A 21,750-nucleotide genomic window follows, 5' to 3' on the forward strand; every position below is an offset into this window, starting at 1 on the left:
CGGCGCCCGGATAGTCTCGCCGTCATGTTCGTACTGGAGTTGACCTACACCGCCCCGATCGAGTCCGTGGAGCCCCACCTGGACGCCCACGTCGAATGGCTCGACCGGCACTTCGCCGACGGCACGTTCCTCGCCTCCGGGCGGAAGAACCCGCGGGACGGCGGCGTGATCATCGCCGTCGGCGAGGACCGGGCCGCCGTCGAGAAGATCGCCGCCGCCGACCCGTTCAGCACGGCCGGGGTCTGCGAGTACCGCGTGACCGAGTTCATCGCGACCAAGACGGCACCCGAACTCGCCCCGTACAAGCAGCAGTTGCCCTCCTGACGCAGCAGGGCTACGGGCGCGGGCGTTCCAGGCGGGCGATGCGCCCCTGCTCGCCCGAGGCCCAGCAGCCGCGGTCCGGCGCGCAGTCGACCGTGTCGTACGAGGCGGTGTCGACGGTGCGCCAGGTGCGGCCCGCGTCCGTGGTGACGTCGGTGCCGGTCGGGCCGACCGCGAGCGCCGTGGTGCGGCTGTACGGCAGCCAGGTCACACCCGAGCGGTACGCGGGCGGAGGCTCGGCGGCGCGCGTCCAGGTGCGGCCGCCGTCGGTGGAGCGGGCGGCGGCGTCGGGCGAGGCCTGGTCCGGCCGGTAGTCGCCGCCCACCGCGAGGCCGTGCTGCCGGTCGCGGAACGCCACCGCGAAGACGCCGCGCGCCGGGTCGCCCGCCGGGATCGGGGTCGTGGTCGCCGTCCAGGTGCGGCCGCGGTCCCCGGAGTGCAGCACGCGCGCGTGGGCCGCGCCGCCGGTGGCCAGCCAGACGTCCCGCGGCCCGGACGAGACCAGGCACTGGCCGCTCGCCGCGAAGCCCGCCTCGCCCTCCTGGGCCGGGGGCATGCCGTCGTCGGGCAGCACCGTCCAGGAACGGCCGCCGTCGGCCGTGGACAGGATGCGGTACCTGCCGTCGACCGGATCGCTCATCGCGAGCCCGTGCCGACGGTCGAAGAACGTCATGCAGTCGTAGAACGCCTTCGGGTCGGTGTTGCGGAACGACTCCGTCCAACTCGCGCCGCCGTCCTCGGTGACGAACACCCGTGAGGCCTCGCCCTCCCCGATGGCCAGGACCACGGCCCGGCGGGCGTCGAAGGCCTCCACGTCCCGGAACTCGAGCTCGCCCGCGCCCGGCGGTGACACGTCCGTCCAGCCGCGGCCGCCGTCGACCGTGCGCAGCACCGTGCCCTTCGAGCCGGCCACCCACGCCGTGGAGCGGCTGACCGCCGCGAGCCCACGGAAGCGGGCGTCGCTCCCGCTGGGCCTCAGCTCCCACCCCGTACGGGAAGAGCCGCGCGCCGTCTCGTCGGCCTGCGCCGGGACCGCGGGCGTCACGGCGAGCACCAGCGCGCACGCCCCCGCCGACACCGCGGACCGGCGCCACGCCCCGCGCCCGCGGCCACGTCCACCCCGTACGCCTCTGCCTGCTCCCGCTCCCCTGGTTCCCCTCATGCGCCGGGAAGCTAGCCCACCCCGGCAGGGCCGTCCAGAGGGCCGCCCCGGGCCTGTGCCGAACCGCCGGTCGGTGACGCACGTCACCAGGACCCGTGTGCACGGATTTCGTCGTTCCACCGTCTTCTCCAGTGCCCGGGTCCATCCCGCCCGGCAGTCGTCGAGGGAGCAGGCGTTGTCCACCGTCATCGAGCAAGCCGTAGAGGCCCGCCTCATCGCGTCCGCGCCGCGCATGCCGAGCATCCCGGCGACCCTGCGGTACGACGTGCGCGATCCGTACGCCGTGCGCATGGCGTTCCCCGCGGCCGCGACCCTGGAAGGCGTCGACGTGTCCTGGACGTTCGCCCGCGAGCTGCTCGCGGCCGGGGTGGACCAGGCCGCGGGCGACGGGGACGTGCGGGTGCGGCCGTACGGCTACGACCGGACCGTCCTGGAGTTCCACGCGCCCGAGGGCACGGCCATCGTGCATGTGCGCACCGGCGAGCTCCGCCGCTTCCTCAAGCGCGCGGCGGCCCTCGTACCGGCCGGGCGCGAGCATCTGCACCTGGATGTGGACGGCGACCTGGCCGAGCTGCTGCGCGACGCCTGCTGATCCTGACGACGCCGAAAAGGCGTTGACGCCTGAACGGCTGCCTCCTTACGCTGTACGAGCCTTGTTGTCGTCGATCGGAGTAGGACGTTGCTCGTCTGAGGTCCTGGGACACCGCGTAGCACAGTGATTCCTCCTGTGTGCGCCTGGTGCGACCTCCGACGGTGAGCCGTCCCCCCGCGACAGCAGGGTTTTCTGTTTCTTGCTTCCGCCCCACCAGGGGCCGCCCCTGTCGCGCTCCCCCGTCGCACCCCCCGTGTCCCCCACGCGCTGCCCTGTCACTTCAAGCGCGCCGGAGGCCGCCCACCATGTCTACCCACCCCACATCCATCGCCTGCACCTCGCTCCGCTTCAACTGGGCGGACGGCACCGAGGTCTTCGACGACCTCCAGGTCGCCTTCGGCCCCGGACGCACCGGCCTGATCGGGGTCAACGGGTCAGGAAAATCAACCCTGTTGAAGCTCATCGCGGGAGAGCTCGCCCCCGCCGACGGCACCGTCCGCGTCAGCGGCGAGGTCGGCTACCTGCCGCAGAACGTCACCCTCGACACCGGCCTGCGGGTCGACGCCGTGCTCGGCATCGCCGCGACCCGCGCCGCCCTGCACGCCATCGAGGCGGGCGACGCGGCTGAGGAGCACTTCACCGCCGTCGGCGACGACTGGGACGTCGAGGAGCGCGCGATCGCCACGCTCGACCAGCTCGGGCTCGGCCACATCGGCCTCGACCGCACCATCGGCGAGGTGTCCGGCGGCGAGTCCGTGCTGCTCAGGCTGGCCGCGCTGCTCCTTCGCCGACCGGACGTACTGCTGCTCGACGAGCCGACGAACAACCTCGACCTGTTCGCCCGGCAGCGGCTCCACGCCGCCGTCCAGGCCTGGTCGGGCGTGCTCGTCGTGGTCAGCCACGACCGTGAACTCCTCGACCTGGTCGACCAGATCGCCGACCTGCGCGGCGGCGAAGTCACCTGGTACGGCGGCAACTTCACCGCGTACGAGGAGGCCATCGCGGTCGAGCAGGAGGCGGCGGAGCGCATGGTGCGCGTCGCCGAGAGCGACCTGAAGCGGCAGAAGCGGGAACTCTCCGACGCCCATATGAAGTTGGCCCGCCGCATGCGCTACGGCAACAAGATGTACGCGCAGAAGCGCGAGCCGAAGATCGTGATGAACGCGCGCAAGCGGGAGGCCCAGGTCTCCGCGGGCAAGCACCGCATCATGCACGAGGAGAAGCTCAGCGAGGCCAAGGAGCGGCTCGACGAGGCCGTGGAGGCGGTGCGGGACGACGACGAGATCCGCGTCGACCTGCCCTTCACGGCGGTACCGCCGGGCCGCCAGGTCCTCACGCTGCGCGGACTGACGCTCCGTTACGGGGCCGAGGTCAGAGGCGAGTTCGAGCTGCGCGGGCCCGAGCGGATCGCGCTCGTCGGCCGCAACGGCGCGGGCAAGACCACGCTCCTGCGCACCGTCGCCGGGCAGCTCGACGCGGTCGGGGGCGAGGTGGAGACGCACGTACCGCTGCGGTTCCTGCCGCAGCGGCTCGACGTCCTGGACGACACGCGGAGCGTCGCCGAGAACGTCGCGCAGGCCGCCCCCGACGCCACCAACAACCGGATCCGGGCGCGCCTCGCCCGCTTCCTGTTCAAGGGCGCGAAGGCCGACCAGGAGGCGGGCACGCTCTCCGGCGGCGAGCGGTTCCGCGCGACCCTCGCGGCGCTGCTGCTCGCCGAGCCCGCGCCGCAGCTGCTGATGCTGGACGAGCCGACGAACAACCTCGACATGGCCAGCGCCCGGCAGCTGACCTCGGCCCTGGAGTCGTACGAGGGCGCGCTGATCGTGGCCAGCCACGATCTGGCGTTCCTGGAGTCGATCGGGGTGACGCGCTGGCTGCTGCTCGACGGGGAGCTGCGGGACACGACCAAGGAGGAGGTGCGGGAGCTGATGGCAGCACGGTGAGTCACCTCGCGGCTCCGGTGAGAATCCAGACAGAAGCTGTCGGGTATCGCTCGTAGCGTCAGGGGCATGCCCTACATGCCCGAGCACATCGTGATCACCGGAGCCCGCGAGAACAACCTGAAGGACGTCGATCTGCGCATCCCGAAAGGCCTGCTCACGGTCTTCACCGGGGTGTCGGGGTCCGGAAAGTCGTCGATCGTCTTCGACACGATCGCCGTCGAGTCACAGCGCCAGCTCAACGAGACCTTCGCTTGGTTCGTCCGCAACCGGCTGCCCAAGTACGAGCGGCCGCACGCGGACGGCCTGGAGGATCTCGCGCCCGCGATCGTCGTCGACCAGAAGCCGATCGGCGGCCACTCCCGGTCCACCGTCGGCACCATGACGGACGTGTACTCGGTGGTCAGGGTGCTGTTCTCGCGGTACGGGACGCCGAGCGCGGGCCCGGCGACGGCGTACTCCTTCAACGACCCGTCCGGGATGTGCCCCGAGTGCGACGGCCTGGGCCGCACGGTCCGGCCCGACTACGGGCGCATCCTGGACGAGTCGAAGTCCCTCGCGGACGGCGCGGTCCTCTTCCCGCCGTTCCGCGTCGGCACCTTCCACGGACAGACGTACGTGAACAGCCAGGACCTCGACGCGTGCAGGCCCGTGGGTGAATTCACCGCCGAGGAGCGGGAGTTCCTCATGCGCGGGCGCGGCGGGCGGGTGTGGGTGAAGGGCTCCACCTTCGAGGTCGAGAACGACTACGAGGGGCTCGCGGACCGGTTCGAGCGGCTCTACCTGAAGCGGGACCTGTCGGCGCTCAGCCAGAAGACCCGCGACCTCGTGCAGGACTTCCTCAGCGAGGGTGCTTGGACCGGCCGACGCCCACGCTCTCCGGCGGCGAGGGCCAACGCCTCAAGATGGTCCGGCATTTGGGGTCGAGCCTCACCGGCATGACGTACATCTTCGACGAGCCGAGCGTCGGCCTGCACCCGCGCGACGTGGGCCGCCTGAACGACCTGCTGCTGCGACTCCGCGACAAGGGCAACACGGTCCTCGTCGTCGAGCACGACCCGGACGTCATCGCCGCCGCCGACCACGTGATCGACATGGGGCCCGGCGCGGGCACGGGCGGCGGGCAGGTCGTGTACGAGGGGACGGTGACGGGACTGCGCGCCTCCGGGACGCTCACCGGCCGCTGTCTGCACCGCCACCCGGACGTCAAGCGGAACCCGCGCAGACCGACCGGTCGACTCTGGGTCAGGGACGCCTCGCTGCACAACCTGGACGACGTGACGGTGGCCTTCCCGGCCGGGGTGCTCACGGCGGTGACGGGGGTCGCGGGGTCCGGGAAGTCGAGCCTGGTGTCGGGGGCGTTCACGGCGGCGCATCCGGAGGCGGTGGTCGTGGACCAGTCGTCCATCGGGATCTCGGCGCGGTCCACCCCGGCGACGTACCTCGGGATCATGGACACCGTACGCAAGCTGTTCGCGCGCGAGACGGGCAGCGAGCCGGGGCTCTTCAGCTTCAACTCCCGTGGCGCGTGCGAGAGTTGCCAGGGGCGCGGGGTGATCTTCAGCGATCTGGCGTTCATGGACCCGGTGACGACGACGTGTGAGGCGTGCGAGGGCCGACGGTTCAAGGACGAGGTGCTGCGGCTCACCCTGGCCGGGCGGTCCGTGGTGGACGTCCTGGAGATGACGGCGGACGACGCGCTCGACTTCTTCGCGCCCTTCGACGGCGGCACGGACAAGGGCGTGAGCCGCCGCCTGCGCGCCCTGCGCGACGTGGGCCTCACGTACCTCACCCTCGGCCAACCCCTCGGCACCCTCTCCGGCGGCGAGCGGCAGCGCATCAAGCTGGCCACCCAGCTGCACCGCACGGGCGCGGTGTACGTCCTGGACGAGCCGACGACCGGGCTGCACATGGCGGACGTGGACGGCCTGGTCGCGCTGCTCGACCGGCTGGTCGACGACGGCAACACGGTCCTGGTGGTCGAGCACAACCTGGACGTGGTCCGGCGCGCCGACTGGGTCGTCGACCTCGGCCCGGACGGCGGCAAACACGGCGGCCACGTCGTCTTCGAGGGCACGCCCACCCAACTCCTGCGCGCCGAGGGGTCGTTCACGGCGGAACATCTGCGCCGCGAGGTCACGAGGAACTGAGCCCGGAGGGCGAATGCCAGGGGCGCTCCGCGCCGGGGGCACGAGGCACCGGAACAGGGGTTCCGGTAAGCCCCGCGACCTTGCATCATGGCGCCACGACCGAACCACCGGTCGGCGAACCACCGGTCGCCGAACCACCAGCAAGGAGTCACCCCCGTGCCCAGCAAGAAGGCCCTGATCCGCCGCCCCGGCCCGCGTCTCGCCGAGGGCCTCGTCACGCACGTGGAGCGCACCCCGGTCGACGTACCGCTGGCGCTCGCGCAGTGGGAGGCGTACGGCGAGGCGCTGCGGGCGCACGGCTGGGAGACGGTCGAGGTGGACCCGGCCGACGGCTGCCCGGACGCGGTGTTCGTCGAGGATTCCGTGGTGATGTTCCGCAACGTCGCCCTGATCGCCCGCCCCGGCGCGGAGTCACGGCGCCCCGAGACGGCCGCCGTCGAGCAGGCCGTGGCCGGGCTCGGCGCCTCCGTGAACCGGGTGCGGGAGCCCGGCACGCTGGACGGCGGGGACGTCCTGAAGATCGGCGACACCCTCTACGTGGGGCGGGGCGGGCGCACGAACGCCGCCGGGGTGCGGCAGCTGCGGGCCGCGTTCGAGCCGCTCGGGGCGCGGGTCGTCGCGGTGCCGGTCTCGTCCGCGCTGCACCTGAAGTCGGCGGTCACGGCGCTGCCGGACGGCACGGTGATCGGGCATCCGTCGCTGGTGGACACCCCGTCGCTGTTCGGGTCCTTCCTGCCGGTGCCGGAGGAGTCGGGCGCGCATGTGGTGCTGCTCGGCGGGGACAGGCTCCTGATGGCGGCGAGCGCCCCGAAGTCGGCGGAACTGCTCGCGGACCTCGGCTACACGCCCGTACTGGTCGACATCAGCGAGTTCGAGAAGCTCGAGGGCTGCGTGACATGCCTCTCGGTCCGACTGCGCAATCTGCACGGATAGCCACAAAACCCCTGTTCAGATAGGGGACACAGGGGGGATATCGGTCACGCACCCACCCTGGTGGGGCTGACCCTTTACCTGCCTCTTAACCTACGGTCTCGTAACCTACGGTCTCGTAGGCTACGTCCCCGTAGGTAAGCCGCAGCAAGAGCACAGCACCTCCGTCCCCGCAGGAGCCCCCGTGACGATCGCCTCTCCCCACCTCGGCAGCCCGGACACCTGGACCGATGCCCGGCTGCTGTACGCCCTCGAAGAGGTCGTGGAGACGGAGCTCAACCGCCACCTCAAGGTCACCAAGGACTGGATGCCGCACGACTACGTGCCGTGGGGCGACGGGCGCAACTTCCCGGAGTTCTTCGAAGACGGCGAGGAGTGGGAGCCCGGCCAGTCCAAGGTCACCGACATCGGCAAGACCGCCCTCGTGGTCAATCTCCTCACCGAGGACAACCTGCCCAGCTACCACCACGAGATCGCGAGCCTCTTCGGCCGCGACGGCGCGTGGGGCACCTGGGTGCACCGCTGGACCGCCGAGGAGGGCAGGCACGGCATCGTCATGCGTGACTACCTCCTCGCCTCGCGCGCCGTCGACCCGGTCAAGCTGGAGCAGTTCCGGATGGCCCACATGAGCGAGGGCTTCGAGTCCGACAACCGGCACTCGATGCTGCATTCCGTCGCGTACGTCGCGTTCCAGGAGCTGGCCACCCGCATCTCGCACCGCAACACCGGCCACCAGTCGGGCGACCCGATCTGCGACCGGATGCTGGCGCGCATCGCGACCGACGAGAACCTGCACATGGTCTTCTACCGGAACCTGCTGAAGTCGGCCTTCCAGCTCGCCCCCGACCTGACCATGCAGGCCGTGCGGGACGTCGTGGTCAACTTCCGCATGCCCGGCCACGGCATGCCCGGCTTCGAGCGGGCCGCGGCGCAGATGGCGATCGGCGAGATCTACAACATGCGCATCCACCACGACGACGTGCTGCAGCCGGTGCTCCGCCACCTGAAGGTCCTGGAGATCGACGGGCTCGGCCCGGAGGGTCTGAAGGCGCAGGAGGAGCTCGGCATGTACATGGGCGGGCTCGACGCCGAGGCGGCCAAGTTCGACGAGAAGCTGGCGGCGCGCAAGGCGCGCATCGCTGCGCGCGGACGCTGACCTTCCCACGAGGTACAGGGCCGGGCTCAGGCGCGGTCGGCCGACCTGCGGGCCGGGCCCTTTCTGAGGCGCTCGCGCTCCTTCTCGGACAGGCCGCCCCAGACGCCGAACCGTTCGTCGTTGGCGAGGGCGTACTCAAGACAGGCGGCGCGCCCCTCGCAGGCCAGGCAGATCTGCTTGGCCTCGCGCACGGAGCTGCCCGGCTCGGGGAAGAAGAACGCCGACCCGGTCTGGGCGCACAGCGCGAGGTCGAGCCAGCTGGGACGGTCGTCGGACACCCCGGCGTTCGGGGTCTGAGTGGTGGACTTGCCGATCATGAGCGCCATCGTGCCGGGCACGGCGAAACAAGCGATCAATGAACGATCAACGGCTCGTTCATCCAGCCGTTCACGCCGGCGGCGGGCCTGTGCAGGATGCCGTGGGGTGCTGTCGGGCGGAAGGCGGCGCGCCGGGTCTTTTTCCCCTCCCCGCCCCTTCCCGACTGTGCCCGATATGCGGCTGGCGCCGCGTGGCTGCGGCGCTTCGGGGGCCAGCCCCCGGACCCCCTCCCCCAAGCTCTCGGCTTCTCCCCCAGCCTTCGGCCGGGAGGTGCCCCCAGAGCAGGGGGACCCCCATCTCAAACGCCGGAGGGGCTGGATATTGCGGGCGGGGCCGGCTTTTAGGGGCGCGGGGAACTGCGCGACAAGCCACGACGGCGCGGGAGCCGAAACACGACCCGAGACGCGGGGTCCAGGGGCGGCAGCCCCGGACATGGGGGCCCGGGGGCGAAGCCCCCGCGACGGTGCCCGAGTCGACCCGCACCCCGCCGACCACCTACGCCCGCGCAGCCGACCGCATCACCGCGAACCGCGCACCGAACGGGTCGGCCACCTTGGCGATACGGCCCACGTCCTTCAGGTCCGTCGGCCCCATCCCCACCGAGCCGCCGAGCTCCGCGGCCTTCGCGGCGGCCGCGTCGCAGTCGGAGACCTCGAAGTACGGCAGCCAGTGCGAGGGGCCCTCGGCCTCCAGCGGGTCGATCTCTCTGGGCACCACTCCGCCGAACATCGATTCCGGGTCCGTGCCCTCCGGATACAGCGTCGTGTACGAGCCGCCCGGGAACGGGACGTCGTACGTCTGCAGGCCGATCGCCGTGCTGTAGAACGCGGAGGCCGCGGCGACGTCCGAGGTGTACAGCTCGGCCCAGCAGAGCGAGCCCGGGCGCTGCACGGCCTCGAAGCCGGGCATCGCGCCGGCCTGCCAGACGCTGAAACCCGCGCCCGTCGGATCCGTGCACACCGTCATCCGCCCCAGGTCGCCGACGTCCATCGGCTCCAGGACGACCGTGCCTCCGGCCTGCTCGACCGCCTTCGCGGTGGCCTCGGCGTCCGGCGTGCGGAAGTAGAGCGACCAGGAGGGCGGGGCCTCCGCCTCCGGGACCTGCATGCCGCCGGCCACGGACTGGCCGTCGCTGCGGTACGTCACGTAACCGCCGAACTTCTCGCTGTCACCCTCGGACGTCCAGCCGAGGACGCCGCCGTAGAAGCCGTTGGCCCGCTCGATGTCCGGGGTGCCGAGGTCCGCCCAGGTCAGTGAGCCGGTGACGAAGCTGGTGGTGAGCATGATGAGCGCTCCTTAAGGGTCCCTCTGTGCTGCCTCTTCAATGGTCCGGTCCGTGCTGCCTCTTCGAGTCTGGCACCGGGCACTGACAATCGCGTCCGGAAGCGAGGTCGCGCCGCCTGGGGACCGTCTCCCCCGAGCCGAGACCGCACCTTCGGCGTCGTGCGTGCCCCGGCCCTCCAGCCCACCGACTTGTGAAGGAACCTTCCCGAAGAGAGCGCTCTCAGCCACAACTCTTGACGCTTGTACGGGACTTGGCCAAGGTGGTCGGCACGCGGACGCCCCCACCCCCGCGTTCCCCCACACCCCAGGAGACTCCGTGATATCGCGCCGAGTGTTCTTGACCGCCACCGCAGGTGCCGCCACCGCGCTGACCTACCCCGTCTGGGGAAGCGCTCTCAGTCCCAGTGCCAAGGCGGCACCGGAGACCTGTGAACTCGCCCTGGAGAACAAGTCGTTGACGGGGACGGTGCACGCGTACGTCACCGGGCACGAGCAGGGCACCGACCGCTGGGTGCTGCTGCGGCCGGACGGCAGCGTGTACCGTCCCGAGTCGCCCGCCCAGCCGCAGACCCCGCTGCCCGTCGACTGCGCCATCCCGCTGGGCGGCCCCGGCGAGGCCCCGGTCGTGCTGACGCTTCCTCAAATGTTCGGCGCTCGCGTGTACTTCGTACGCGACGACAAGCTGGACTTCTTCCTCAACCCCGGCCCCTCCCTCGTAGAGCCCGCGTTCGCGACGGAGGAGGACCCCAACTACGGGCGGACCTGGTCGTTCTGCGAGTTCACGTTCAACCCGCAGCAGCTGTACGCCAACATCAGCTATGTCGACCTGGTGACCGCGCTGCCGATCGGGCTGAAGCTGGAGGGCGACGGTACGCACGAGGTGGCGCCGCTGCCCGACGGGGCCGTGCAGAAGATCGCGGACGACCTGGCGGCGCAGACCGCGAAGGACGGGCAGCCGTGGGACCAGCTGGTGATCAAGGGCGGGGACGGGAAGGTGCTGCGGGTGATCTCGCCGCAGAACCTGATGGCCCCCTACTTCGACCGGCCGGACGAGATGCCCTTCCGCGACCTGTGGAACGGCTACATCGACCAGGTCTGGGACAAGTACCGCTCCGAGGACCTGCGCATCGACCTGCAGGGCGGCCGCGGTGTGAAGGTCGGCCGGGTCAGCGGGGACACGCTGACGTTCGACGGCGGGCACAGCTTCGCCAAGCCGACCTCGAAGGACGTCTTCACCTGCAACCACGGCCCGTTCACCAACAACCCGGACGACCCGGACGACAAGAAGGGCCTGATCGCGCGGCTCGCGGCGGGCTTCAACCGCAGCATCATGCTCAGCCACCCCGAGCAGCCGAACGGCACCACGGCCGCGGACTACTACAAGGACGCGACGACCAACCACTGGGCGCGGGTCGTCCACGCCAACTCCCCGATCGGGTACGCCTTCCCGTACGACGACGTACGTCCCGACGGCGAGCCGGACGTGTCGGGCGCGGCCCACGACGGGAACCCGCGGCGGTTCACGGTGTCGGTCGGCTCCTGACCGGGCGGGCGGGGCGGGCGCTCAGGCCGACGCTCATGCCGAGGCCCGCCGCACCAGTGCCGTGGGCGTGATGACCGAGGCCGGGGCGGTGACAGGGTCCTCCGGAGGGCTTCCCTGGTCACCGCCCCGTTCCAGTGCGCGCAGCAGCAGCCGGGCCATCAGGCGGCCCATCTCCTCGATGTCCTGGCGCACGGTGGTGAGCGGCGGGCTCGTCTGCTCCGCGACCGGCTCCATGTCGTCGAAGCCGACGACCGCCACGTCCTCGGGCACGCGCCGCCCGTGCTCGTGCAGCACCCTGAGCGCCCCGGCCGCCGTCAGGTCGTTGGCGGCGAACACCGCGTCCAGGTCCGGGTTGTGGGCCAGGAGTTCACGCATCGCGCGCTCGCCGCCCGCCGGGGTGAAGTCGCCGCGCGCGACCAGCGCCGGGTCGGCCTCCGGCAGGACGTCGCGGTAGCCGTCGAGGCGGTCCACGGCCGAGGTCTGGTCGAGCGGTCCCGCGATGTGCGCTATCCGCTCCCGGCCCAGGGACCGCAGATGCCGTACGGCCTCACGGGCGCCGCCGCGGTTGTCGCAGTCGACGTACGGGGTGCGCCGGCCGCCGCGGTCCGGGCGGCCGCCGAACACCGTGGGCAGGGCGGATCCCCGGATGATGTCGGGGAGTTCGTCGTCGAGATGCACGGAGAACACCAGCGCCCCGTCGACGTGCCCGCCCGCGAGATAGCGGCCCACGCGCGCGTAGTCGTCCTTGCCCTCGACGAGCAGCAGCACCAACTGCGAGTCGTGAGCGGTGAGTTCCTTGCTGATGCCGCGCAACTGCTGGGCGAAGAACGGGTCGGTGAAGACGCGCGTCTCGGGTTCGGCGATGACCACGGCGACCGCGTCGTGGCGCCGGGTGACGAGGGTACGGGCGGCCTGGTTGGGCACGTAACCCAGCTCTTCGACGGCGCGGAGGACCTTCTCGGCGAGTGAACTGCGCACGCCCGCACCGCCGTTGACGACGCGGGACACGGTGGCGCGGGAGACGCCCGCGTGGGCGGCGACGGCTTCCAGGGTGGGGCGCGGGTCGGTCACGTTCGGGGGCACTCCTCGGGCCGGAGGGGGGTACGACGTTCCGGCCAGGATATCCACGGGGGTTGTCCGACCCACCCGGTCGGCCGGGGCGGGGTGGGGAAGAAGCCGCCCGCAGGGCGACAGACGGTGCCCGAGTCGACGGTGCCGGGGGCCGACCGCCGAACCCTAGTGCCCCCCATGCCCCCCGTCATGCCCCGGAATCGTCCCGTCCGGCTTCGCCACCAGGAACATTCCCGCCATCCCCATGTCGGAGTGGCTCTGGACGTGGCAGTGGTACATCCACGCGCCCGCGCCGACGCCCTCGCCCGCGACGACCTGGTAGCCGAAGGAGTCGGCGGGGCCGGTGATCTTGTTGTCGATGACCTGGCTGGGGTCGTCGGGGCCGGTGAGGATGCCCGTGCGGTTGTCCGCCCAGCGGTGACCGTGCATGTGCCAGGTGTGGTAGTACTCGCCGTGCGTGATCATCAGGATCTCGACGCGGTCGCCCACGGTGGCCTTGAGGTCGGGCCCCTTGGGGAGGTTGTTGATGGTCATGTCGTTGAAGACGATCGTGTAGGTCTTGTCCGGCAGGACATCGCCCTCGCGCCGCACGATCAGCCCGCCGTAGAGGCCCTTGCGCAGTCCGCCGGTGCCGTGGTCGGTGCCGACGACGTGGTCGTGGTAGTGCCAGTAGCCCGCGCTGCCCGCCCGCCAGGTGCCGTCCTTGCGGCGGCCGGGGGCGTGCGTGCGCCAGGTGTACGTACGGGACTTGCCGGGCTCCACATGGCTGTTGTTGTGCCGGGTGCCGTCGCTGCCGATCTCGTAGTCCACGCCGTGCGGGTGCAGGCTGACGTCGACGTCGGTGAGGTTCTCCACCTCGATGTGCAGGGTGTCGCCCTCGACCATCTCCAGGAGCGGTCCGGGGATCGAGGCCTTGCCCTTCTCCAGGCCGTACCCCATCTGCCCGTCGGCGAGCTTCTCGACGTACAGCTTGATGTGCCGGGTCTCGCCCTTCGCCGCGGCCTTGCCGCCCGCGTCCGCGGAGGCCTCCTGAGCCGAGCCGGGAAGCACGCCCGACATCGATGTCAGACCGGCCGCGACCGCCGCTCCCCCGGCGAACAGGCGCCGGTTGAAGCCACGTCTGCCCAGCGCCCCGCCCACTGTTTCCGCCATCGCCGAACTCCCCACGTCCGTCACGAGATTGACGGGGTACCAAGGACGTGCCAAGGACCCCTCGGACGGCCACACCGTAGCTTCGGTCCCCTCGTTTATCCACACTCAGGACAAAGTTTGTGCAATCGCGGTCATAGCTATTGGCGGACCACGGAAAGAGGTCTAGCTTCCATGGCGCTGTTGCTGTGACCGATAAGGGGTGGGTGACCACATGCGGAGCGCACCGCGTCAAAAACCCGGGGATTCCCACGGGTTGACCCGACGCAGACACAGATCTCGCAGACTCTGGGCGACCGGAACCGCGGTGGGAGCCCTCGCCGCGGGCCTCCTCGCCTCCGGGCCCGCCACCGCGCGACCGTATCCGGGGCCGGGCGATACGGCCGCGACAACGATGTCGCTGCCTTCGCCGCCGGGCGGGAGCAAGGTGCGGGTGCTGCTCTTCCACGGTTCGGCGAGCGAGGAGACGCCGCTGGTCAACGCCGGGATCGAGGCCGTCGAGAAGATCGGCGGGTCGGGTCCCGTCGCGCAGCGCTTCACCGTCACCGCCACCGACGACGGTTCGGTCTTCACCGACGAGCGCCGGCTCGGCCGGTTCAACGCGGTGGTGTTCCTGACCGGCGGCGGCGATGTCCTGGAGCCCGAGCAGGAGTTGGGCCTTGAGGCGTACATGGAGGCCGGCGGCGGCTTCCTCGGCATCCATGACGCGGCCCGCACCGAGCCGTACTCGGACTGGTTCACCGGTCTGGTCGGCGCCCGCCCCGCGGAGGGCAGCGGCGCCACCGCGCAGCGCGCGACCGTCGAGGTGGGCGACCGGCAGCACCCGGCCACCAAGGAACTCCCCCTGGAGTGGAAGCGCCCGGACAAATGGCTCAACTGGGAGAAGAACCCCTCCGGCGACGTGCACACAGTGGCCCGCGTGCGCGAGGCGACGTACAAGCCCGGCGAGGGCGCCAACGGCCCCGACCACCCGGTGAGTTGGTGCCGTGACTACGACGGCGGGCGGTCCTTCTACACCGGCATGGGCGGCACCGTCGACTCCTACTCCGAGGCGGACTTCCGCACCCATCTGCGGGGCGCGCTGCTGTGGACGACCCGGCTCGTGCGGGCCGACTGCAAGGCCGCGATCAACAGCAACTACAAGGCGGAGCGGCTCACGCAGCCCAACCAGCCGGGCCAGAACGACCAGATCGGCGAACCGCACGGACTGGTCACCGCCGAGGACGGGCGGGTGTTCTACATCGGCCGCGGCGGCGCCGACTCCTCGCAGCCCGTGGTGACCGACTGGAACAACCCGGACATCGGCAAGGGCAAGGGCGAGATCCACGTCTACGACCCGAAGACCAAGAAGGTCCAACTCGCCGGTGCGCTCACGGTGTTCGGCAACAAGGGCGGCGGCGACGAGCTCGTCAAGAACGAGGAAGGGCTGCTCGGCATCGAGCTGGACCCGGAGTTCGCGGACAACGGCTGGGTGTATCTGCACTACACGCCGCACTCCGAGATCAACCGCGAGACGCACATGGCCGAGCGCCGCGTCTCCCGCTTCACGCTCGACCAGGCGACGAACAAGCTGGACCTGGGCAGCGAGAAGGTCCTGCTCAAGTGGCCCGTGCAGATCCACAGTTGCTGCCACGCGGGCGGCGGCATGGCCTGGGACTCCCAGGACAACCTCTACATCGCGACGGGCGACAACAACTCCAGCCGCTTCAGCGACGGTTACTCCGGCAACAACCCCGAGCCGAACTTCAAGGGCGTCTCGTTCGCGGACGCGCGCCGCACCGCGGGCAACACCAACAACCTCAACGGCAAGATCCTCCGCATCCACCCGGAGCCGGACGGCACGTACACCCTGCCCGAAGGCAACCTCTTCACGGGCAAGGAGGAGGACGAGGGCGGCGGCAAGACGCGCGGCGAGATCTATGTGATGGGCGTGCGCAACCCGGCGCGCATCTCGATCGACAAGGAGACCGACACCCTGTACGCGGGCTGGGTCGGCCCCGACGCCGGTGAGCCGTCGACCACCTGGGGCCCGGCGAAGTACGACACGTTCGCCGCGATCACGGGCCCGGGCAACCACGGCTGGCCGTACTGCATGGGCAACAAGCAGCCGTACCGGGACCGCAATATGCCGGATCCGACGAAGCCGCTCGGCTGGTACGACTGCGACGCCCCGAAGAACGAGTCGCCGAACAACGACGGCCTGGTGAACGTGCCGCCGGTGACGTCCAACACCATCTGGTACTCCCCCGCGGGCGGCGGCCCGGACTTCCCGCGCGACGAGAACGGCGTGCCCTCGTACAAGCCCGAGGAGCAGACGTTCCGCCTGCCGTGGCTGAAGGGCGGCGGGCAGGCCGCGATGAACGGTCCGCTGTACCGGTACGACGCGGACAGCGCGAGCGACGTCAAGTGGCCGGCGTACTGGGACGGCAAGTGGTTCGTCGGTGACTTCTACGACCAGGACCAGCCGCGGCACGCGGTGCTCACCGACCCGAAGACGGTCGGCAAGGGCGGCATCCCGGTGCACGCGGAGTCGCTGAAGAAGATCGTGCCGATCGGCAACGACGGCATCAAGAACCTCATGGACTGGAAGTTCGCGCCGGACGGTTCGCTGTACGTCCTCGACTACGGCCGCGGCTTCTTCACCTCGGACGCCAAGTCGGCGCTGTGGCGCGTCACTTACGAGGGCGGCGCGGCCACGCCGAGCGCCGACCAGCTGGCCAGGAAGGGCTGACCGGTGAGACACAGACGGAGATTCCTACGGGTATTGCTCGCCGCGCTCCTGATGGTGCTCGGCCTGACCGCCCCGGCGGCGTACGGCCAGCCGGACCCGGGCACGCGGCCGGTGCAGGACGAGGGCGCGGCCGTGAACCAGGTGCTGACCTGGACGGCCGGTGACCCGATCGACAAGTACCTGTCGGCGCCGACCACGGCGGTGGCGGGCAAGACGACGATCGTCTTCGAGAACAGCGCGGCGACCGGCAACACCACGGGCATGCCGCACACGTTGACGTTCGACGTCTCGGACCCCGAGTACAACAACGACGTCCCGCTGAACATCCTGGCCAACCCCTCCGACGCGGAGGGCGGCAAGCACACCGCCGAGGTGACGCTGACGCCGGGCCGGTACCTGTACCACTGCACGATTCCCGGGCACGGCTCGATGCAGGGCATCCTGACGGTGACCGAGGGCGGCGGCGAGGACACCACCGCCCCGGAGACCTCGGCGAAGGTCGACGGCACGCAGAACGCTGACGGGGCGTACGTCGGGCAGGCCGCGGTGACCGTGTCGGCGGCGGACGAGAGCGGTGGTTCCGGCGTCGAGAAGGTCGAGTACGCGGTCGGGGACGCCGGTGCCTGGCAGCCGTACACGAACCCGGTGGTCGTCGACCAGGTCGGCAGCCACAAGATCCGCTACCGGGCCACGGACAAGGCGGGCAACGTCGCCGCCGAGAAGGCCGTGGAGTTCGCGGTGGTGGCCCCGGACACGGACGACACCACACCGCCGGAGACCTCGGCAACGGTGACCGGCGAGCAGAACGCGGACGGCGCCTATGTGGGCATGGCGACGGTCACCGTGGCCGCCTCCGACGCGGGCTCCGGGGTGAACACCGTGCAGTACGCGGTGGGCGACTCCGGCGAGTGGCAGGCGTACGCGGCGCCGGTGATGTTCCACGATCCGGGCACGTACAAGGTGCGCTACCGGGCCACCGACAAGGCGGGCAACGCGGCCGCCGAGAAGGCCGTGGACTTTGTCGTCGTGGCGCCTCCGGCGGAGGACAAGACGCCGCCGGAGACCTCCGCGGAGGTCGACGGGACGGTCGACTCCGACGGCGCGTACGTCGGCAAGGCCACGGTGACGGTCAGCGCGAAGGACGACGACTCGGGCGTGGACAAGGTCGAGTACTCGCTCGACGGCGCGCCGTACGTGGCGTACACCGACCCGCTGGTCGTGGACCGCACCGGCCGGCACGAGGTGGCGTACCGGGCGACCGACAAGGCGGGGAACACCTCTCAGGCGCGCGAGGTCGGCTTCACGGTCGTGGAGGGCGGGGGCGTGCCCGCGCCGAACTGCCCGGAGTACGACGAGCGTGCGACGGTGTTCGTCGGCTCGGTCGACAGCGGTGTGCCCAACCGGATGACGAAGAGCCGCTGCACGATCAACGAGCTGATCGAGGACGAGAAGGACTGGTCCTCGCAGGCGCTGTTCCTGAAGCACGTGGACAAGGTGCTCGACGCGCTCGTCGACGAGGGTGTCGTCGACGCCCGCGAGCAGCGCACGATCTACCGCTCCGCGAAGCGGTCCGGCATCGGCAAGCCGGGCCAGACCGAGGGCTACCGCAAGCTGTTCGACGGCTCGAAGGAGTCGTTCGCCAAGTGGCAGCACGTGGGCGGCGGTTCGTTCGGCCTGAACGAGGACGGCTCGATGACCTCGGGCACGACCAAGGCCGGCCTCGGCATGCTGTGGTTCCCGGAGCGGAGGTACGACGACTTCTCGCTGAAGCTGCAGTGGCGGGACGACGCGCCGGGCTCGGGCAACGCCAACTCCGGTGTGTTCGTGCGCTTCCCGCAGATCCACGACCACCCGGAGGAGTCGCGTCCGGAGTGGGTCGCCATCAAGTACGGGCACGAGGTGCAGGTCTTCGACCGTCCCGACGGCGACATGTACAAGACCGGTTCGGTCTACGGCTTCGACCGGGTCGGGCTCGCGGGCGCCGGGGTCACGCCCAAGGGCACCTGGAACGACTACGAGATCCGGGTGGTCGACCAGCACTACCAGGTGTTCCGCAACGGCAAGCTGATCAACGAGTTCGACAACAAGGGCGGTCAGGTCTTCGAGCCGCCGCGCGGAGACGATCCGGGCACGGACGGCCGCAGGTACGCCTCCGGCTATCTGGGGTTGCAGGTGCACGGGGTGACGGATGTCGTCTCGTACCGGGACATCCGGATCAAGGAGTTGTAGTCACCGGTTCGTCAGGTGGCTGTGGGCTCGGGCGGCGCCTCCTTCGGGGGCGCCGCCTTCTTGGCCCGGCTCGGCTGGACCCGCTTGGGCTCGCCCGGCATCTTCGGGTGGTCGGGCGGGTACGGCAGGTCGCCCAGGCCGTGGTCGCGCTCGTCCTTGTCGGCCAGGTCGAGCAGGGCCTGGAGCGAGAAGCGGTGGTCGTCCATGTCCGCGTGCACGTCGCCCAGTTCGGCGTAGCGCGCGGGCATCGTCACGATGTCGAAGTCCTGGGGGCGGGCCGTGCCGACCTCGTCCCAGCGCAGCGGCGCGGAGACCGGGGCGTGCGGGCGGGGCCGTACGGAATAGGCCGAGGCGATGGTCCGGTCGCGGGCCGTCTGGTTGTAGTCGACGAAGAGGCGCTCGCCGCGCTCCTCCTTCCACCACTTGATCGTCACGTGCTCCGGCATCCGGCGTTCCAGCTCCCGCCCGACCGCGATCGCGGCGCGCCGGACCTGCGTGAAGGTCCAGCGCGGCTCGATCGGCACGAAGACGTGCAGGCCCCGGCCGCCGGAGGTCTTGGGAAAGCCGCGCAGACCGCCGAACTCGTCCAGGACGGCGCGCAGTTCGTGGGCGGCGCGGACCGCGTCGTCGAAGTCGGTGCCGGGCTGCGGGTCGAGGTCGATGCGCAGTTCGTCGGGGCGGTCGACGTCGTCGCGGCGGACCGGCCAGGGGTGGAAGGTGAGCGTGCCGTACTGCGCGGCCCACAGGACGGCCGCCTCCTCGGTGGGGCACATCTCGTCGGCGCTGCGGCCGCTGGGGAAGGTGATGTGGGCGGTGGGGATCCAGTCGGGCATGCTCTTGGGCGCCCGCTTCTGGTAGAACCACTCGCCGGTCACGCCGTCCGGATAGCGCTCCAGGGTCGTGGGGCGGTTGCGGAGGGCGCGCAGGATGCCGGGCGCGACGGCGGCGTAGTACTGGGCGACGTCCAGCTTGGTGTACCCGTGCTCGGGGAAGAAGACCTTGCCCGGGTTGGACAGGCGCACGGTCCGCCCGCCCGCCTCCAGTTCCACCGCTTCGCCCATGCGAGCCACGGTAGGCGTACCGCGCATCCCTCGCACACCGGGCGATACCGGTCGTACGCGCGCAGAATCGATGCATGGATCTGCCGGTGATGCCACCCGTCAAACCGATGCTCGCGAAGTCCGTGAAGAAGATCCCGCCGGACATGCAGTACGAGGCGAAGTGGGACGGATTCCGTGCCCTCGTGTTCCGCGACGGGGACGAGATCGAGCTGGGCAGCCGCACCGGCAAGCCGCTGACCAGGTACTTCCCGGAGCTGGTGGCGGCCCTCAAGGACAACCTGCCGGGCCGCTGCGTCGTGGACGGCGAGATCGTCATCGCCCGCGAGGGCCACCTGGACTTCGACGCGCTCACGGAACGCATCCACCCCGCCGACTCCCGCGTACGGCTGCTCGCCGAGCGCACCCCGGCCTCGTTCGTCGCGTTCGACCTGCTCGCGCTCGGCGACCGCTCGCTGGTCGACTCGTCCATGGGCGACCGTCGCGCCGAACTCGTCATGGCCCTGGCCGACGCCCGCCCGCCGGTCCACGTGGCGCCCGCGACCACCGACCCCAAGCTGGCCGCCGAGTGGTTCCGCAGCTACGAGGGCGCGGGCCTGGACGGAGTGATCGCAAAGCCGCTCGACCTCCGCTACCGGCAGAACGAACGCCTGATGTTCAAGGTCAAGCACGAGCGCACCGCCGACGTCGTCGTCGCCGGCTACCGCTTCCACAAGTCGGGCCCGGTGGTCGGTTCACTCCTCCTCGGCCTGTACGACGGCTCGGGCACCCTGCAGCACGTCGGGGTGTGCGCGGCGTTCTCGATGCAGCGGCGCGAGGAGTTGATCGCCGAGCTGGAGCCGCTGCGGCTCGACTCGGCCGAGGAGCACCCGTGGGCGGCCTGGACCGAGGAGTCCGCGCACGAGTCGGCCCGGATGCCGGGGGCGCCGAGTCGCTGGTCCGGCAAGAAGGACCTGTCGTGGGTCCCGCTGCGGCCCGAGCGCGTCGTGGAGGTGGCCTACGACCACATGGAGAACGGCGCCCGCTTCCGCCACACCGCCCAGTTCCGCCGCTGGCGCCCGGACCGCACCCCGCGGAGCTGTACGTACGCACAGCTGGAGGAGCCGGTCTCGTACGACCTGGCGGAAGTGCTCGGGTGATCTTTTGTACGGTTCACGCCGCGTCGTGGAAGACCAGGCCGAGGGTGCGTCGCGTACCGGAGCGGACGGTGCTCACCCCGTGCCGGATCTGCCCCGCCGACCAGCCGCGGGCGGAGCGGACGGGGCGTTCCCGGGTCGTGAAGATCAGCCCTCTGCCCTGCTCCAGAACCACCGACGTGCCCCGTGACTGGGCTCGCGGCCGCTGCTCGACCAGCAGGAACTCGCCGCCGGTGAAGTCGACGCCGGGCCGGTCGAGGCCGATGACGACCTGGAGCGGGAAGACCGCGTCGCCGTACAGATCGCGGTGCAGGGCGTTCCAGTCCCCCGGGCCGTACGTGAGCAGGATGGGCGTCGGGCGCCGCTGTCCGGCCGCGTGGCACATCTCCAGCCAGTCGTCGAACCGGTCCGGCCAGGGCGCGGGCCGCCCGAGCCGCGCGGCCCAGTCGCGGGCGATGGGCAGCAGATACGGATAGAGCGCGGCGCGCAGCTCGGCGACGGGCTCGGGCAGCGGGTGCCCGAAGTACCGGTACTGGCCGGAGCCGAAGCGGTGCCGGTTCATGTCGACGGTGGACCGAAACCGCTCGACGTCGTCGTAGAGCCCCGCGATCCCCCGACAGGCGTCCGGGGTGAGCAGCGGCGGCGTGAACGCACACCCGAACGCATCGAGCTCACCCCCGAGCACACCCCAGTCGGCGGCGGCTACGCGATCGGAGGGCCTGGGGGTGGTCGCGGTCGCCTGGCCGGTGGGAGTGGTGGCCTTGCCTGTGGGAGTGGTGGCCTTGTCGGCCTGAGGGGTGGGCTTGTCGGCGCGAGGGGCGGTCTTGCTGGTGCGAGTGGTGGGCTTGTCGGCGCGAGTGTCGGTCTTGCTGGTGCTCATGCGTTCCAGGGTCATGCGGGGGCGGGGCGGGGTGCTGGCGGCTTTCGGACGGGGAGCTTCCTGGGTCGGGCCGGGGGCAAATCCAGCCCCTCCGGCG

16 protein-coding genes and 1 pseudogene are annotated in these 21,750 nt (G+C 70.9%); 10 read left to right on the forward strand and 7 right to left on the reverse strand.

The features are described from left to right. The first annotated feature begins 24 nt into the window (after positions 1-24). A complete protein-coding gene (locus RCO28_RS27945) occupies positions 25-324 on the forward strand; it encodes a YciI family protein (RefSeq protein WP_308944050.1) in 300 nt (99 codons plus the stop codon). Positions 325-334: 10 nt separating this feature from the next. Here RCO28_RS27945 and RCO28_RS27950 read toward each other — a convergent pair whose 3' ends face one another. Then, positions 335-1,366, reverse strand: a complete 1,032-nt coding sequence (locus RCO28_RS27950; protein WP_308944051.1) for an oxidoreductase — start codon at positions 1,364-1,366, stop codon at positions 335-337. Between the two features lie 292 nt (positions 1,367-1,658). Between RCO28_RS27950 and RCO28_RS27955 the strand changes: the two genes are divergently transcribed. From RCO28_RS27955 to RCO28_RS27975, 5 genes and pseudogenes are all read left to right on the forward strand, one after another. After that, positions 1,659-2,075: an SsgA family sporulation/cell division regulator gene (locus RCO28_RS27955; RefSeq protein WP_308944052.1), complete on the forward strand. Its 417-nt coding sequence runs from the start codon at positions 1,659-1,661 to the stop codon at positions 2,073-2,075. Between the two features lie 305 nt (positions 2,076-2,380). Beyond that, a complete protein-coding gene (locus RCO28_RS27960) occupies positions 2,381-4,021 on the forward strand; it encodes an ABC-F family ATP-binding cassette domain-containing protein (RefSeq protein ID WP_308944053.1) in 1,641 nt (546 codons plus the stop codon). Between the two features lie 75 nt (positions 4,022-4,096). After that, positions 4,097-6,168: pseudogene (locus tag RCO28_RS27965) on the forward strand (ATP-binding cassette domain-containing protein). A gap of 156 nt (positions 6,169-6,324) precedes the next feature. Next, complete coding sequence (gene ddaH, locus RCO28_RS27970; protein WP_308944054.1) at positions 6,325-7,101, forward strand: dimethylargininase; 777 nt, start codon at positions 6,325-6,327, stop codon at positions 7,099-7,101. Positions 7,102-7,282: 181 nt separating this feature from the next. After that, on the forward strand, positions 7,283-8,254 hold the full coding sequence (locus tag RCO28_RS27975; RefSeq protein WP_308944055.1) for an acyl-ACP desaturase: 972 nt from the start codon (positions 7,283-7,285) through the stop codon (positions 8,252-8,254). Positions 8,255-8,280: 26 nt separating this feature from the next. On the opposite strand, the gene RCO28_RS27980 is transcribed toward RCO28_RS27975, so the two are convergent. Both RCO28_RS27980 and RCO28_RS27985 read right to left on the reverse strand, forming a co-directional pair. Further along, on the reverse strand, positions 8,281-8,571 hold the full coding sequence (locus RCO28_RS27980) for a WhiB family transcriptional regulator (RefSeq protein WP_308944056.1): 291 nt from the start codon (positions 8,569-8,571) through the stop codon (positions 8,281-8,283). A 496-nt stretch (positions 8,572-9,067) separates the two neighbouring features. Beyond that, positions 9,068-9,856, reverse strand: a complete 789-nt coding sequence (locus RCO28_RS27985) for a VOC family protein (RefSeq protein WP_308944057.1) — start codon at positions 9,854-9,856, stop codon at positions 9,068-9,070. Between the two features lie 316 nt (positions 9,857-10,172). Between RCO28_RS27985 and RCO28_RS27990 the strand changes: the two genes are divergently transcribed. Further along, complete coding sequence (locus tag RCO28_RS27990; protein ID WP_308944058.1) at positions 10,173-11,399, forward strand: glycoside hydrolase family 64 protein; 1,227 nt, start codon at positions 10,173-10,175, stop codon at positions 11,397-11,399. A gap of 33 nt (positions 11,400-11,432) precedes the next feature. Here the strand turns inward: RCO28_RS27990 and RCO28_RS27995 are convergent, their stop codons facing one another. Next, complete coding sequence (locus tag RCO28_RS27995; RefSeq protein ID WP_308944059.1) at positions 11,433-12,470, reverse strand: LacI family DNA-binding transcriptional regulator; 1,038 nt, start codon at positions 12,468-12,470, stop codon at positions 11,433-11,435. A 165-nt stretch (positions 12,471-12,635) separates the two neighbouring features. Further along, entirely contained in the window at positions 12,636-13,622 is a 987-nt protein-coding gene (locus tag RCO28_RS28000) for a multicopper oxidase domain-containing protein (protein WP_308944060.1), read from the reverse strand. A gap of 211 nt (positions 13,623-13,833) precedes the next feature. Between RCO28_RS28000 and RCO28_RS28005 the strand changes: the two genes are divergently transcribed. Together RCO28_RS28005 and RCO28_RS28010 are read left to right on the forward strand one after the other, a co-directional pair. Next, complete coding sequence (locus tag RCO28_RS28005) at positions 13,834-16,350, forward strand: ThuA domain-containing protein (RefSeq protein WP_308944061.1); 2,517 nt, start codon at positions 13,834-13,836, stop codon at positions 16,348-16,350. Between the two features lie 51 nt (positions 16,351-16,401). After that, positions 16,402-18,579, forward strand: coding sequence for an OmpL47-type beta-barrel domain-containing protein (locus RCO28_RS28010; protein WP_308944154.1), 2,178 nt, complete (start codon positions 16,402-16,404; stop codon positions 18,577-18,579). Positions 18,580-18,590: 11 nt separating this feature from the next. Here the strand turns inward: RCO28_RS28010 and ligD are convergent, their stop codons facing one another. Then, the gene (gene ligD / locus RCO28_RS28015) at positions 18,591-19,640 is read right to left on the reverse strand and encodes a non-homologous end-joining DNA ligase (RefSeq protein WP_308944062.1); all 1,050 of its coding nucleotides are present in this window, start codon (positions 19,638-19,640) and stop codon (positions 18,591-18,593) included. Positions 19,641-19,714: 74 nt separating this feature from the next. Between ligD and RCO28_RS28020 the strand changes: the two genes are divergently transcribed. After that, the gene (locus RCO28_RS28020; RefSeq protein WP_308944063.1) at positions 19,715-20,776 is read left to right on the forward strand and encodes an ATP-dependent DNA ligase; all 1,062 of its coding nucleotides are present in this window, start codon (positions 19,715-19,717) and stop codon (positions 20,774-20,776) included. A 13-nt stretch (positions 20,777-20,789) separates the two neighbouring features. Here the strand turns inward: RCO28_RS28020 and RCO28_RS28025 are convergent, their stop codons facing one another. Beyond that, on the reverse strand, positions 20,790-21,653 hold the full coding sequence (locus tag RCO28_RS28025) for a 2OG-Fe(II) oxygenase (RefSeq protein WP_308944064.1): 864 nt from the start codon (positions 21,651-21,653) through the stop codon (positions 20,790-20,792). Positions 21,654-21,750 lie beyond the last annotated feature (97 nt).

Source organism: Streptomyces sp. LHD-70 (assembly GCF_031157275.1).
Classification (GTDB): Bacteria; Actinomycetota; Actinomycetes; order Streptomycetales; family Streptomycetaceae; genus Streptomyces.